The sequence below is a fragment of the Sphaerimonospora mesophila genome, from assembly GCF_001417795.1.
GTDB lineage: Bacteria > Actinomycetota > Actinomycetes > Streptosporangiales > Streptosporangiaceae > Sphaerimonospora > Sphaerimonospora mesophila.
Genome location: NZ_BCBX01000060.1, coordinates 1 through 13,783, shown reverse-complemented (window position 1 = coordinate 13,783; position 13,783 = coordinate 1). Strand labels below are relative to the sequence as shown.

Annotated in this window: 13 protein-coding genes, 1 pseudogene and 1 riboswitch; of the genes and pseudogenes, 8 read left to right on the top strand and 6 right to left on the bottom strand. The window is 70.6% G+C overall.

What is annotated here, in order from left to right; genetic code table 11:
* Nucleotides 1–117: 117 nt before the first annotated feature.
* Both AP234_RS32510 and AP234_RS32505 read right to left on the bottom strand, forming a co-directional pair.
* A complete protein-coding gene (locus tag AP234_RS32510) occupies nucleotides 118–540 on the bottom strand; it encodes an SAV_6107 family HEPN domain-containing protein (RefSeq protein WP_055483592.1) in 423 nt (140 codons plus the stop codon).
* Between the two features lie 363 nt (nucleotides 541–903).
* Nucleotides 904–1,737 (bottom strand): L,D-transpeptidase family protein, encoded by an 834-nt coding sequence (locus tag AP234_RS32505; protein ID WP_055483591.1) that lies wholly within the window; start codon nucleotides 1,735–1,737, stop codon nucleotides 904–906.
* A gap of 88 nt (nucleotides 1,738–1,825) precedes the next feature.
* On the opposite strand from AP234_RS32505, the gene AP234_RS32500 reads away from it, so the two are divergent.
* On the top strand, nucleotides 1,826–2,308 hold the full coding sequence (locus AP234_RS32500; protein WP_055483590.1) for a YbaK/EbsC family protein: 483 nt from the start codon (nucleotides 1,826–1,828) through the stop codon (nucleotides 2,306–2,308).
* Between the two features lie 251 nt (nucleotides 2,309–2,559).
* Nucleotides 2,560–3,126, top strand: coding sequence for a GNAT family N-acetyltransferase (locus tag AP234_RS32495; protein ID WP_055483589.1), 567 nt, complete (start codon nucleotides 2,560–2,562; stop codon nucleotides 3,124–3,126).
* On the opposite strand, the gene metF is transcribed toward AP234_RS32495, so the two are convergent.
* Nucleotides 3,072–4,025: a methylenetetrahydrofolate reductase [NAD(P)H] gene (metF, locus tag AP234_RS32490; protein ID WP_055483588.1), complete on the bottom strand. Its 954-nt coding sequence runs from the start codon at nucleotides 4,023–4,025 to the stop codon at nucleotides 3,072–3,074. The two genes, AP234_RS32495 and metF, sit on opposite strands and share 55 nt — an antisense overlap.
* A gap of 53 nt (nucleotides 4,026–4,078) precedes the next feature.
* Between metF and AP234_RS32485 the strand changes: the two genes are divergently transcribed.
* Nucleotides 4,079–5,146, top strand: a complete 1,068-nt coding sequence (locus AP234_RS32485; RefSeq protein ID WP_055483587.1) for a polyprenyl synthetase family protein — start codon at nucleotides 4,079–4,081, stop codon at nucleotides 5,144–5,146.
* A 31-nt stretch (nucleotides 5,147–5,177) separates the two neighbouring features.
* Here AP234_RS32485 and thiE read toward each other — a convergent pair whose 3' ends face one another.
* Genes thiE through AP234_RS32470 form a run of 3 tightly spaced genes read right to left on the bottom strand, consistent with a single transcriptional unit; the run spans nucleotide 5,178 to nucleotide 7,433 of the window.
* Nucleotides 5,178–5,819 carry a thiamine phosphate synthase gene (gene thiE, locus AP234_RS32480; RefSeq protein ID WP_235558523.1) on the bottom strand — a complete coding sequence of 214 codons (642 nt, stop codon included), beginning with the start codon at nucleotides 5,817–5,819 and terminating at the stop codon, nucleotides 5,178–5,180.
* A gap of 11 nt (nucleotides 5,820–5,830) precedes the next feature.
* Nucleotides 5,831–6,205, bottom strand: a complete 375-nt coding sequence (locus tag AP234_RS32475) for an Rv2175c family DNA-binding protein (RefSeq protein WP_055483585.1) — start codon at nucleotides 6,203–6,205, stop codon at nucleotides 5,831–5,833.
* Between the two features lie 43 nt (nucleotides 6,206–6,248).
* Nucleotides 6,249–7,433, bottom strand: coding sequence for an FAD-dependent oxidoreductase (locus AP234_RS32470; RefSeq protein ID WP_055483584.1), 1,185 nt, complete (start codon nucleotides 7,431–7,433; stop codon nucleotides 6,249–6,251).
* An 89-nt stretch (nucleotides 7,434–7,522) separates the two neighbouring features.
* Nucleotides 7,523–7,635: riboswitch (TPP riboswitch) on the top strand.
* Here AP234_RS32470 and thiO point away from each other — a divergent pair.
* From thiO to AP234_RS32445, 5 genes and pseudogenes are all read left to right on the top strand, one after another.
* The gene (gene thiO / locus AP234_RS32465; protein WP_235558521.1) at nucleotides 7,635–8,777 is read left to right on the top strand and encodes a glycine oxidase ThiO; all 1,143 of its coding nucleotides are present in this window, start codon (nucleotides 7,635–7,637) and stop codon (nucleotides 8,775–8,777) included. Its footprint overlaps the riboswitch before it by 1 nt.
* Nucleotides 8,774–8,974, top strand: coding sequence for a sulfur carrier protein ThiS (gene thiS / locus AP234_RS32460; protein ID WP_055483582.1), 201 nt, complete (start codon nucleotides 8,774–8,776; stop codon nucleotides 8,972–8,974). The genes thiO and thiS overlap by 4 nt, the downstream gene beginning before the upstream one ends.
* Complete coding sequence (locus AP234_RS32455; protein ID WP_083502637.1) at nucleotides 8,971–9,738, top strand: thiazole synthase; 768 nt, start codon at nucleotides 8,971–8,973, stop codon at nucleotides 9,736–9,738. Before thiS ends, AP234_RS32455 begins: the two co-directional genes overlap by 4 nt.
* 75 nt (nucleotides 9,739–9,813) lie before the next feature.
* Nucleotides 9,814–11,820 (top strand): Stk1 family PASTA domain-containing Ser/Thr kinase, encoded by a 2,007-nt coding sequence (pknB, locus tag AP234_RS32450; protein ID WP_055483581.1) that lies wholly within the window; start codon nucleotides 9,814–9,816, stop codon nucleotides 11,818–11,820.
* A gap of 379 nt (nucleotides 11,821–12,199) precedes the next feature.
* Nucleotides 12,200–13,783 (top strand): annotated as a pseudogene (locus tag AP234_RS32445) (DNA-directed RNA polymerase subunit beta); the annotation flags it as partial.

Below are 13,783 nucleotides of genomic sequence, written 5' to 3'. Positions count from 1 at the left end.
CATCCTCAGTCCCGGCGGTTCTCCTGGCCCGCCGGTCTCCTATCGCCCGGCTCTCTGCGGCTCTTATCCCGCTGGTTCTCTGCTCCACAGGGGGTTCTCCGGCGCGACGCCGGTTCGCTATCCCGCCATGGGGAGGGACGACTGACCCGGCACGCCGAGGATCGACTCGACCTCGCCGACGAACCTGTCGGCCTCGACGATGATCTCCTCGGCGTCGGTCGGGGTGACCGCCCGGACCATGCCGGCCTCGGCAGCCGCGCGCTTGGTGGCGCTGACCGCGAAGTACGCCGCCCAGTCGGCGAGTTGCGGCTCCACCTCCGGCAGCAGTTCCCAGGCGCTGCGCAGCCGCCGCCTCCGCCCGTCGGTCGGCCGCGCCCGCGCCGCGAGGAGTCCGGCGGCCGCACGCAGGGCAGCGAGGTGAGCCGAGACGTACCTGCTCGCGGGTGTGGGCGCGGCGTTCGCATCGGCCAGGCACGCCCTGGCGTCCGCGAGGTGCGCCAGGACCGTCTGCGAGACCCGCGGCCCGTTCCGTTCAGTCATGCCCGCCTCCTCGAGTCGTGGCACCACCCGGCGGTCTTCGCCGGTGACATCACGGTCGCAGATCGCACCGACAAAAATTCCGCCAGCGGGTGGCCGGACGAGGAGCTTCCCCTCTCCCCCTCCGGCCTGGGGAGCGTTTCAAAGGGTCGTGTCCCGTCGCGCGGGGCGCCGGCTGGATCCCCGCTCGCGGTGGACGGCACTTTCGAAACGCTCCCCGGGTCGTGTCCGGCGGCCGCCGGGGCGGTGGCAGCCGTCAGACACCCCTACGTCCCACATACCATCGAACATAGATTCGACCGTGTTGACTGTCAAGGGTTGTCAGCGAGCACGGTTTCGAGGTGACGGACGGTGCGGGCGGCGCGATCAGCGGCGGAACCTCCCCCGCACGTGGACGGGGACGCCGGTGCCCAGCAGGTCCGGCAGGATCTCGGCCACGGGCATCGGCAGCCGCACGCAACCGTGCGAGGCCGGATGCAGCGGCACCGACAGCGCGCCGTGCAGGGCGATGCCGCCGTTGAAGAAGATCGGGTTGTACAGCTGACCAAGGTAGGACCGATGCCAGCCGCTCACCCGCCAGGTCGTCCTGTAGTCGCCGGTCGGCGTGGTCGCGCTGCCGCTGAACCTCTGCCGCTTGCCGTTCCACGTCGCGTACTCGACGTACGGGATCCCGCTGCCGCTGGAGACATGGCTGATCACCTTCGGCTCGCCGGCCCGGTAGAGCACCATGATCTGCTGGGTGAGGTTCACCTCGACGCGGTTCTGCCTGCCCTTCGGGACCAGCACCCTGGGCGCCTTCGGGTTCTCCAGCGCCACCCAGGTCCGGCTCGCCACCGTGCTGGTCGGCTTGATCCCCTGCACTTTCTGGAACGCCCAGACGGCCATCATCGTGGCCTGGCCGTACCTGCCGTCGATCTTTCCGGGAACGTACCCGAGCTCGGTCAGCCGGGTCTGCAGCGCCTTGACCTCGGCACCCTTGGCCCCGGGTTTGAGCGTCTTGCGCGGCGCCCGCTTCCGCTCCGCCGCCTGCCGCTGTGTCGTCTGCTGGTGCGCCGCCTGCTGCGATACCTGCTGTGACGCCGTCTGGTGCGATGCCGTCGCGGTCCGCGCCTGCGCGGGACCGGCCAGGCCACCCGCCGCGAGCGTCACGGCCCCGGCCGTGATCAGCGCGGCGGCGGCGAACCGTCGTGGACCCCCCATGGTCAACCCAGCCTCTCAATGTTCTCAAGTAAGGACCAAAGGACCTTTTAGCCTACGAGCTGGGCGTCGATCTGTTTAGAGTGGCCGGGTGTCAGATACGTTGCATCCGAACGCCGCCCGTGTGGCGGACGCCCTCCGCTCCCACGGGGTGGCGGGCCAGGTCAAGGTCCTCGACGAGGCGGCGCCCACCGCGGCGACCGCCGCCGCCCAGCTCGGCTGCGAGATCGGGGCGATCGCCAACAGCCTCGTCTTCGACGCCGACGGATCCCCGCTGCTCGTGCTGACCAGCGGCGCCCATCGCGTGGACACGGCGCTGGTCGCCGAGCTGGTCGGGGCCCGGAAGGTCCGGCGCGCCACCCCGGAGTTCGTCCGCGAGCACACCGGACAGCCGATCGGCGGCGTCGCCCCGGTCGGACATCCCGCCCCGATCCGGACGCTGGTGGACAACTGGCTGAGCAAGCACGAGGTGGTGTGGGCCGCGGGAGGTCACCCGCACACGGTCTTCCCCACGACCTTCGACGAACTGGTCCGGATCACCGGCGGCACCCCCGCCGAGGTGGGCCTTCCCTAGAGGGTCGGTCAAGTGATCGTCGGCCGGGGGCTGGGAGCGGAGCGGGAGGGAGCGAGGACCGCACGCCGCCGGCCTCGCTCGGCGGGGCCCGGCAGCGGACCGGAGCTTCCTCCCGGCGCAGCGACCGGACCCGACCAGAGGCTTCCTCAACGTGCCGCCACTCGACCGATGCTCTAGCCGACGGCGCTCGCCCGTCGGTCTTTGCACCGTCGTCCGCACGCCTCGGCGATCGGGGCACTAGTCTCCGATGTGTGATCCGACTGCGGCGCATCGGGCCGGCCCAGTTCACGAACGTGCTGGAGACGGTGCTGGGCATCTACACGGCGGCCATGCACCCGCCGTCAGACCAACTGACCGGGCGCATGGCCATCATGCGCAACCACGCCGCCTATCCGGACTTCGTGTGCCTGCTCGCCGAGGTCCCGGAGGAGCGGCGGATCGTGGGGTTCGCCTACGGCTTCCACGGCGCGGAAGGGCAGTGGTGGCACGACGTGGTCCGCCGCGGCCTGTACGATCACGTCGGTCCCGAGGCCTGCGACGACTGGCTCGGCGACGCCCTGGAGCTCGCGGAGATCCACGTCCACCCCGATCACCAGGGCAGGGGCATCGGCCGCCGCCTGATCCACACCATCTGCGCGGATCGCCCGGAGCGCACCGCCGTGCTGTCCACCCACGACGCCCCCACGGCGGCCCGGCACCTCTACCGGGACATCGGCTTCGTCGATCTCATCACGCGGTTCGAGTTCCCCGGCGGATATGAGAACTATGTCATCGCCGGGGCTCGGCTGCCACTGACGGCGGAGGCGCCGACCGGGTGAAGCGCCCGGAACACCTCGCGGGTCGCGCTCGACTGGTTGAAGGTGATGAAGTGGATGCCGGGAGCCCCCTCGTCGAGCAGCCTCCGGCACAGTTCCACGGCGTGCTCGATGCCGAGGCGGCGTACGGCGTCGGGGTCGTCGGCGACGGCCTCGAACCTGGCCGCGACCTCGGGCGGGAACGGCGCGCCCGACAGCTGCTCGGAGCGGGTGATCGTGCTGATCCGGGTGACCGGCATGATCCCGGGAATTATCGGCGTGTCACAGCCGCGGGCCGCCACCCGGTCGCGCAGCCGGAAGTAGTCGTCGGCGCGGAAGAACATCTGGGTGATGGCGTAGTCCGCACCCGCCCGGCATTTCTGGACGAAATAGCTGGTGTCGGACTCGATGGTCGCCGACCTGGGGTGCTTGTACGGGAACGCCGCCACACCGACGCAGAAATCGCCCGCCTGGCGGATGAGCCTGACCAGGTCCTCCGCGTACCCGACCCCCTCCGGATGCTTCACCCACTCGTCCAGCGGGTCGCGGCCGGGCGGATCGCCCCGTAGCGCCAGCATGTTCCGCACGCCGGCGTCGGCGAACCTGCCGATCAGGTGACGCAGCTCGCGGACCGAGTGGTTCACGGCGGTGAAATGCGCCACAGGCGTGAGCGTGGTCTCGTGGGCGAGGCGCTCGACGATGCTCACCGTGCGGTCGCGGTTGCCGCCGCCGGCGCCGTACGTCACGGACACGAACGTCGGCTGCAGCGCCTCCAGCTCCCGGATGGCCCGCCACAGCTGGCGCTCGCCCTCGTCCGTCTTCGGGGGGAAGAACTCGAAGGAGAACGACCGCTCCCCCGCCGTGAGCAGGTCACGGACCGTGGGGACACGATCGGGGAGCCGCGAGGGCAGACCGAGAGCCATGTTACAAGGGTACAGGGATGGGCCGTTGGATCAACGCCGGTTAGGCTCGTGACATGACCCCTTCCGCAGCACCGCTCGACCACGTCCGGCCCGGGGTGGACCGCTCGATCCGGGAGTTCCTGGACCGGCAGCGTCCGCTGTTCGACGACCCGCAGCTGGCCGTCCTGCTGTCCACTGCCGAGGACTTCCTCTCCGGGGGCAAACGACTGCGCCCCGCTTTCTGCTATTGGGGCTGGCGTGCGGCGGGTGGGGGCGAGGAATCGGGGCTGCTCATGGCGGCGGCTTCGTTGGAGTTGCTGCAGGCCAGTGCGCTCATCCATGACGACGTGATGGACGCGAGCGACGTGCGCAGGGGGATGCCGTCGGCGCACCGCCGGTTCGAACGCGTGCACGCCGAATCCGGCTGGCACGGTTCGGCCGAGCAGTTCGGCGAGGGTGTGGCGGTTCTTCTCGGCAATCTGCTGCTCGTGTGGTCGGGCGAGATGTGGCGGACCAGCGGGCTGCCCGCCGAGGCGCTGGCCGTCGCCCAGCCGGTGCACGATCACATGCTCACCGAGCTCATGTGCGGGCAGTATCTCGACCTGCTGGAGCAGGCGCAGGGGGAGAGCACTTTCGACGGCGCGCTGCGGGTCGCCCTCTACAAGAGCGGGAAATACACGGTCGAGCAGCCGCTGCGGCTGGGACTGGTGCTGGCCGCGCGGGGCCGGCCGGCCTGGATCGACCGGCTCTGCGAGCAGTACGGCAGGCAGATCGGCATCGCCTTCCAACTCCGCGACGACATCCTCGGCGTCTTCGGCGACCCCGCCGAGACCGGCAAACCCGCCGGGGACGATCTGCGCGAGGGCAAGCGGACCATGCTCATCGCCCGGGCTCTCGCCGAGGCGTCGGACGCGCAGGCCGAGGCCGTACGCAGCCTTCTCGGCGCCCCGGACCTCGACGAGGCGGGCGTCGAGCGGCTCAGGTCGGTCATCGAGGACACCGGCGCCCTCGCCGCCTGCGAGGGCATGATCAAGAGCTACCTCGACGACGCGCTGCACACACTGGACCAGGCCCCGATCGACGAGACGGCTCGTACGGCACTGGCCGCCCTGGCGGTCGCCGCCACGGCCCGGCGCACCTGAACGCCTGCGTACGCCGGGCCGGGCGGGCCCGTCAGATCTCGGCCTTGTCCAGCCTGGCGCTGAACTCCGCGGCCGCCGCCCCCGGGTCGTCGGCCTCGGTGATCGCCCGGACCACCACGACGCGGCGGGCGCCATACGCCATGACCTCGTCGAGATTGCCCAGGTCGATGCCGCCGATGCCGAACCACGGCCGTGCCGTATCGAGACCGGCGGCGTGCGCGAGCAGCTCCGGGCCCGGGGCCGACCGCCCCGGTTTGGTGGGCGTCGGCCAGACCGGTCCGCAGCAGAAGTAGTCCACCCCGGGCTCGGCCGCGGCGGCGGAGGCCTCCGCCGCCGAGTGCGTCGACATGCCGATCAACACCTCCGGCCCGAGGATGTCCCGGGCGAGCGGCACCGGGAGGTCGCCCTGGCCGAGATGGAGGATGTCCGGCCGGGCGGCGTACGCGACGTCCGCCCGGTCGTTCACCGCGAGCAGCGCACCGTGCCTGTCGCAGGCGTCCCGGAACACCTCGAGAAGTCCGAGCTCCTCGCCCGCCTCCAGGCCCTTCTCCCTGAGCTGGACGATGTCGACACCGCCGGCGAGGACCGCGTCGAGGAACTCCGCCAGGTCGCCGCGGTCTCGCCTGCCGTCAGTACAGAGATAGAGCCTGGCCCGCGCGAGCCGCTCTCTGATATCGGTCAACGTCAGAACCCGAGCGCCTGGGCCCTGCGCTTGACCTCGGTGTGCCGGCCCGCCCTGATCGCGTCGATCGGCGACCCGGGGAGCGAGTCGTCCGGGGTGAACAGCCAGCGGATCGACTCGACCGGGTCGTACCCGGCGTCGGCCAGGACGGTCAGCGTGCCGGGAAGCCCCTTCAGCACGTCACCGTCGGCGATGAACGCCGCCGGCACCTGTGGCTCGCCGCCGCCCCTGCGGACGCCGACGAGCTTCTTGTCCTTGAGAAGTTGCTTGGTGCGGCCGATCGTGAGCCCCAGGCTCTGCGCGGCCTCTGAGAGGAGGAGCCATTCCCCCACGAGCTGGTCGGTTTCCGGGTCGATCTGTGCAACAGTAAGTGTCACGAAACCACCATTACCACAGGCAGGCGGCCGCGAAACACCTCGATTAGTTCAGGATGCAGTCGCGGAGCGGTACGGCCGGATCGGCCAGCCTGACCGGATCGACCTTGCGGCCGCCCTCGACGATGCGACGGCCCTGGACCACGTCGCGCGGACGGTCCACGGTGAGGAGGGCCGTCAGCCTGTCTTCCCTGGTCAGCCAGCACACCGTCCACTTCGCGTCGGTGTGGGGGTCGCCGCGCCGCAGCAGCCGTACGGCCGGGCCGTGCTGCGGGTGCCCGGCGAACTGGACCATCCTGCCGAACTGCTCTGACCAGAAGTACGGCACGGGGTCATAGACCGCCTCCTCCCCCAGCAGCGTGGCCGCCGCCGTGTCCGGGGCGCTGAGGGCGGTGTCCCAGTGCTCGACCCGCAGCCGCCGCCGGAACCTGCGCGACCACCAGTTCGCGCAGTCGCCGACCGCGACCACGCCGGGCAGCGCCGTCTTCAGGTGCTCGTCGACGAGCACGCCGTTGTCCAGTTCGACACCCGATCCCTTCAGCCACCCGACAGCGGGGCGCACGCCGACACCGGTCACCACGACGTCGGCCTTGACCCGGGCGCCCGACATGAGCGTGACGCCGCCGGAGTCGACCGTGCCGACCATCGCGCCGAGCCGCAGCTCCACGCCCGCCTCGGCGTACCAGGGGATGGTGTGGCCGCCGACGTCGGGGCCGAGGGCGGCGGCGAGCGGCGTCTCGCCGGCCTCGATCACGGTCACCGCACAGCCGGCCCTGGCCGCCGCCGTCGCCACCTCGGCGCCGATCCAGCCGGCGCCGATCACCGCGACCCGGGCCCCGGCGACCAGCCGCTCGCGCAGCGCGATCGCGTCGTCGATGGTGCGCAGCACGTGCTGGCGGCCCTCACCGCGCAGCCGGATCGGCGCCGCGCCGGTGGCGATGACGAGGCCGTCGTAGTCCACCTCGCCCTCGGTCGTCTCCACCACGCCATCGCGCAGGCCCTTCGCCGCGGCGCCCAGGCACAGCCGTACGTCCAGCGCGTCGAGATCGGAGTCGACGACGGTCGAGTCCGTCTCGCCGAGCAGCACCGCCTTCGACAGCGGCGGCCTGTCATAGGGGCGGTGCCGTTCCTGGCCGATCAACGTGATCCGCCCGGCGTACCCCTGGGCGCGCAGCGCCTCGATGCTCCGTACGCCGGCCAGACCGGCCCCCACAACCACGACGTGATCCACATCTTGACCATAGATTGTCAACCCCGGCGCACGCCAATCCCGATCTGGTAACGAGTTGGGCAACTGCTAGGGTTGGGGACGCAAGAGGACGTAAGACGCGCGGGAGCCCGGCGGTCCGGGCTGAGAGGAGAGCGGAAGGCTCTCGACCGCCAGAGAACCTGATCCGGGTAATGCCGGCGAAGGGAGCGGATGGTGCCGAGCGTGGAAGTCACACCGGAGGCGACGTCGGCCGCGGACGTGATCGTGGTGGGCGGCGGTGTCGAGGGTCTGTCGGTCGCCTGGCGTGCAGCCCGGCGGGGGATGTCCGTCGCGGTCGTGGATCCGGACCCCGGCAGCGGCGCGACGCACGCGGCGGCCGGGATGCTCGCCCCGGTGAGCGAGGTCACCTACACCGAGGAGCCGCAGCTACGGCTCGGCCTCGCCTCGCTGGCGCTGTGGCCGTCGTTCCGCGACGAGCTGGAGGACGACAGCGGTGTCGGGCTCGACTACCGCTCCGACGGCACGCTGAAGATCGCCTACAGCGCCGACGACATGGCCGTACTGGACGAGCTCGCGACCTTCGAGCAGACGCTCGGCCTGCGGGTGGAGCGGCTGACCGGACGCGAGTGCCGGAAGCTGGAGCCGATGCTCTCGCCGTCGATCCGCGGCGGCATGCTGGCCCGCGACGACGCCTGGGTCAACCCCCGCCTGGTGGCGCGGGCCCTGCTCGCCGCGCTGGACAGGAACGGCGGCACGCTCATCGCCGAGCGGGCCGTCGAGCTCACCCCGCGGGGGGTGCGGCTGGCCTCCGGCACGGTGGCCGCCGCGCCGCGCGTCGTCGTCGCGGCCGGGTCGTGGTCGTCGCGGCTGCTGCCCGGGCTGCCCGTACGGCCGGTCAAGGGCCAGATCCTGCGGCTGCGCGGCCCCGCCGACTTCCTCACCAGGTGCGTGCGCGGGCTCGTGCACGGGTCGCCCGCCTACCTGGTCCCGCGCGGCGACGGCGAGATCACGGTCGGCGCGACCGTGGAGGAGCTGGGCTTCGACGGCCGGGTGACGGCAGGAGGCGTGTACGAGCTGCTGCGCGACGCCCGTGAGCTGGTTCCGGGGCTGACCGAGCTGGAGCTCGCCGAGACGACCGTGGGCTTCCGCCCGGGCACCCCCGACAACCTGCCGCTCATCGGGCCGGTCGACGCGCCCTGGCCCGCCGGTGAGAGCCGGGAGATCGACGTGCTCGCGGCGACCGGGCACCACCGCAACGGCATCCTGCTCACTCCGATCACCGCGGCGGCCGCCGCCGCTTTTCTGACCGGCGACGCGGCGCCGGAGATCGTGAAGTTCTGCGATCCGGGGAGGTTCGCCAAATGAAGGTCACCGTCAACGGGGTCGAGACCTCGCTGGACGACGAAGCGACCGTGATCGTCGCCGTACGCACCCTGACCGCGGCGGCGGCGGGCATCGCGGTGGCGCTGAACGGCGAGGTGGTGAGCCGCGGCGCCTGGGCGACGACGCGGCTGTCCCCGGGTGACCGGGTCGAGGTGCTGACGGCGGTGCAGGGAGGATGACCACGGTGAGCGAGGACGTCTTCGTCCTGGGCGGGGAGAAGTTCGCCTCCAGGCTGATCATGGGGACGGGCGGCGCGCCCTCCCTCGAGGTGCTCGACCAGGCGCTGGAGGCGTCCGGGACCGAGCTGACCACGGTGGCGATGCGCCGGCTCGACCCCGCGGCCCGGGGCTCGGTGCTCGACGTGCTGCGGGCCCGCGGCGTCAGGCCGCTGCCGAACACGGCGGGCTGCTACACCGCCGGGGAGGCCGTGCTGACCGCCCGGCTGGGCCGCGAGGCCCTGGAGACCGACTGGGTGAAGCTGGAGGTCATCGCCGACGAGCGGACGCTGCTGCCCGACCCCATCGAGACGTTCGACGCGGCCGAGCAACTGGTCGCCGACGGGTTCACGGTGCTTCCGTACATCGGCGACGACCCGGCGCTGGCGCGGCGGCTGGAGCAGGCCGGCTGCGCCGCGGTGATGCCGCTCGGCGCGCCGATCGGCTCGGGGCTGGGCATCAGGAACCCGCACAACATCGAGTTGATCGTGGAGGCGGCCGGCGTCCCGGTGATCCTCGACGCGGGCATCGGCACGGCCAGCGACGCCGCGCTGGCGATGGAGCTGGGCTGCGACGCCGTACTGCTGGCCAGCGCGGTGACCCGGGCCCAGCGGCCCGACCTGATGGCGACCGCGATGCGGTCGGCCGTCACGGCGGGACGGCTGGCGCACCTCGCCGGGCGGATCCCCCGGCGGCGCTACGCCGAGGCCTCCTCCCCGGGATGGTGACGGCGGGCCGGGGATAGGTCTCGGTTTGGGATTACCGCGCCTTGCGAGTGGCAAAACACCCGTAAACTCAGGCGGGTGGACACGACGCTAACCGACCCGCTCATCGGGCAGCTGCTCGACGGGCGCTACCGCGTCGAGTCCCGGATCGCCCGGGGCGGCATGGCCTCCGTCTACCTGGCCCTGGACGTCCGGCTCGAGCGCACGGTGGCCGTCAAGGTGATGCACCGCTCGCTCGCCGAGGACCCCCAGTTCGTCCGGCGTTTCATCGGCGAGGCCAAGTCGGTGGCCGGGCTGTCGCACCCCAACATCGTGCAGGTCTTCGACCAGGGCACCGACGGGGCGCACGTCTACCTGTCGATGGAGTACGTCCCCGGCCGGACGCTCCGCGACGTCCTGCGCGAGCGCGAGCGGCTGCCGGCCCGCGAGGCGCTGGAGATGGTCATCCCGGTGCTGGCCGCGCTCGGCTCGGCCCACCAGGCGGGGCTCATCCACCGCGACGTCAAACCGGAGAACGTGCTGCTGGCCGACGACGGCCGGGTGAAGGTCGTCGACTTCGGCCTGGCCCGCGCCATCGAGGCGACCAACCAGACCAAGACCAGCATGATGATCGGCACCATCGGCTACATGTCGCCCGAGCAGGTGACCACCGGCCAGGCCGACGCGCGCAGCGACGTGTACGCCGCGGGCATCCTGCTGTTCGAGCTGCTCACCGGGCGGCAGCCGTACGCGGGCGAGTCGCCGATGTCGATCGCCTACCGGCACGTCCACGACAACGTCCCCGCGCCCTCGTCGATCGCGCCGGACGTGCCGCCGTCGCTCGACGCGCTCGTCGCGGCGGCCACGGACAGGGACCCGGCCCGGCGCCCGGCGGACGCCAACGCCATGCTGATCGCGGCCGTGGAGACGCACCGGGGGATCCCCCGGACGGGTCACACCGCCCAGCACAGGGTGCACCACACGGGCGGGCACCCCGGTTCTCCCACCGGTACGCCCTCCGGCCCGTTCGGCTCGCTCGGCTCGCAGCCGGGGGTGTTCCAGGCGCCTCCCCCGCTCGTCTACGTCAAGGACGGAGCCGAGGACGACGCGGCCGGGCAGACCATGATCCAGCCGCTGTCGGAGCTGCCGACGGGGACGCGCGGATCGGCCGGGATCTCCGCCAAGACCCGGCGCCGGACCCTGCGGCCCAACTGGTTCATCGTCGGCCTGGCGCTCGTGATGGTCGCCGGGATCGCGTTCAGCGGCTGGTGGTTCTCCCAGAGCCGCACGGTGAAGGTGCCCGACCTGGTCGGGCAGAACATCGTGCTGGCCAGGCAGGCCGCGCTGAACGCCGGTTTCGAGGTGAAGGTCGGGCAGGCCAGATTCGACGACAAGGTGGAGAAGGACAACGTCCTCGACACCGAGCCTGGGCCGGGCGCCGAGGTCGACAGGGGGTCGGTGCTGACGCTGATCCCCTCTGCCGGTCCCGAGACCGTCCCGGTGCCCAATGTCGCCAACCTCAGCGAAGCCGAGGCCCGGACGAAGATCTCCGAGGCGGGCCTGGCCGTCGGGCGGGTGAGCAAGAACCAGAGCGACACCGTGCCCCGTGGGCAGGTCATCGGCACCAACCCGGCCGTCGGCAAACGCGTCAAGAAGGGCGGCAGCGTCAACCTGGTGATCAGCCTCGGCCTGCTCATGCCGGACGTCAGCCAGATGATGCGCGACCAGGCCGAGAAGTTCCTGCGCGACAAGGGCTTCAACGTCCAGGTCGACGAGACCGACAACAGCGCCCCGCGCGGCACGGTGATCGCTCAGGACCCGGTCGGTGGCACACCGGTCACGGCCGGGGACAGCGTCCGGCTGACGGTCTCCAAGGGACCGGACGAGGGCTGGCACTGGCCCTGGGAGAACGACGACTCCGAGTCCTCCCCCGACTTCGTGGTGGTGCCCGATGTCCGGTTTCGGGCGTTGAAAGACGCCCAGCGCGAGCTGAAGGCTGCCGGTTTCCAGGTCAAGGTACGCAAGCTCGTCGGCACCCGCCGCGTCATCGAGGAGAACCCCCGCGGCCGGCAGCCCATGGGCTCCACCATCACCATCTGGCACTGACCGCCCGACGGGTCCGGGGTCGGCCTTTCTCCCCTGTGACGGCTCTTCTTCCGGGCCGGCCTGCCGTACGGGTTGCCTGAATACGGCCTGCCGTACGGGTGGCCCGAATGGCGACGGCCGGCCCCCTGTCCCCGTTCCGCTGGTTCGATTCAGGTGGATCGCGACCGAAGCGGATCGCGGCCAGAAGAGTTGACGAGTCCAAACCCGCCGTGACACACTGAAGGCGGCAGCGAGGTTGACACTGCTGGTATGAGTGGTCATTCGTTTATAATTCGCGCTATGCTGCTTTCTCGCACTACCTTCTGACAGCCCGGATCCCTCCGGGCCGTTTGGTATGCGCGCAGTTCGATTCCGTCCGCACCTTCCGGAAGGACATCCGTTGGCAGCCTCGCGCAACGCCTCCGCCGTATCCGCTTCCAGTCGCGTCTCCTTCGCGCGCATCAAGGAGCCCCTCGAGGTTCCCGACCTTCTCGCTCTGCAGACCGAGTCGTTCGACTGGCTGGTCGGCAACGAGAAGTGGAAGGCCCGGGTCGAGGCGGCTCGCCAGGCCGGGCGCAAGGACGTTCCCCTCCAATCAGGTCTCGAAGAGATCTTCGAGGAGATCAGTCCCATCGAGGACTTCTCCGGGAACATGTCCTTGTCGTTCCGTGACCATCGGTTCGAGCCGCCCAAGTACTCCATCGAGGAGTGCAAGGACAAGGACATGACCTACTCCGCCCCGATGTTCGTCACGGCGGAGTTCATCAACAACGAGACCGGTGAGATCAAGAGCCAGACGGTGTTCATGGGCGACTTCCCGCTCATGACCTCCAAGGGCACGTTCATCATCAACGGCACCGAGCGTGTCGTGACCTCGCAGCTCGTCCGGTCCTCCGGCGTCTACTTCGACCGCACGGTCGACAAGACCTCCGACAAGGACCTGTTCGGCTGCCGGGTCATCCCCACACGTGGCGCCTGGCTGGAATTCGAGATCGACAAGCGCGACAGCGTCGGTGTCCGCGTCGATCGCAAGCGTAAGCAGCCGGTGACGGTGCTGCTCAAGGCGCTCGGCTGGACGAACGACCGGATTCTGGAGCGTTTCGGTCAGTACGAGTCGATGCGGGCCACGCTGGAGAAGGACCACACCTCCGGCGAAGAGGACGCGCTGCTGGACATCTACCGCAAGCTGCGTCCGGGTGAGCCGCCGACCAAGGAGTCGGCGCAGACCCTGCTGCAGAACCTCTACTTCAACCCCAAGCGTTACGACCTGGCGAAGGTCGGCCGCTACAAGGTCAACAAGAAGCTGGGGCTGGACACCGACATCACGGTCGGCACCCTCACAGAAGAGGACATCGTCGCCACGGTCGAGTACCTCGTACGGCTGCACGCGGGTGAGGAGACGATGGGCGAGAACGGTTCGGTCATCGTCGAGACCGACGACATCGACCACTTCGGCAACCGGCGTCTGCGCAGCGTGGGCGAGCTCATCCAGAACCAGGTCCGGCTGGGCCTGGCCCGGATGGAGCGGGTCGTCCGCGAGCGGATGACCACTCAGGACGTCGAGGCGATAACGCCGCAGACGCTGATCAACGTCCGTCCGGTCACCGCGTCGATCAGGGAGTTCTTCGGCACGTCGCAGCTGTCGCAGTTCCTGGACCAGACCAACCCGCTGGCCGGCCTGACGCACAAGCGGAGGCTGAACGCGCTGGGCCCGGGTGGTCTGTCCCGTGAGCGCGCGGGTTTCGAGGTCCGCGACGTGCACCCGTCGCACTACGGCCGGATGTGCCCGATCGAGACGCCGGAAGGCCCGAACATCGGCCTGATCGGTTCACTGGCCACCTTCGCCCGGCTCAACTCGTTCGGCTTCGTCGAGACGCCGTACCGCAAGATCGTGGATGGCCGGGTCACGGACCAGATCGACTATCTCACCGCCGACGAAGAAGATCGCTTCGTCATGGCGCAGGCCAACACGCCGCTCAACCCC

Coding starts and splice junctions, on each gene's coding strand:
- metF (WP_055483588.1), bottom strand. CDS start 4,025: ATGGCTCTCGGTCTGCCCTCGCGGCTCCCCGATCGTGTCCCCACGGTC.
- AP234_RS32505 (WP_055483591.1), bottom strand. CDS start 1,737: ATGGGGGGTCCACGACGGTTCGCCGCCGCCGCGCTGATCACGGCCGGG.
- AP234_RS32510 (WP_055483592.1), bottom strand. CDS start 540: ATGACTGAACGGAACGGGCCGCGGGTCTCGCAGACGGTCCTGGCGCAC.
- thiS (WP_055483582.1), top strand. CDS start 8,774: ATGAAGGTCACCGTCAACGGGGTCGAGACCTCGCTGGACGACGAAGCG.
- AP234_RS32455 (WP_083502637.1), top strand. CDS start 8,971: ATGACCACGGTGAGCGAGGACGTCTTCGTCCTGGGCGGGGAGAAGTTC.
- AP234_RS32485 (WP_055483587.1), top strand. CDS start 4,079: ATGACCCCTTCCGCAGCACCGCTCGACCACGTCCGGCCCGGGGTGGAC.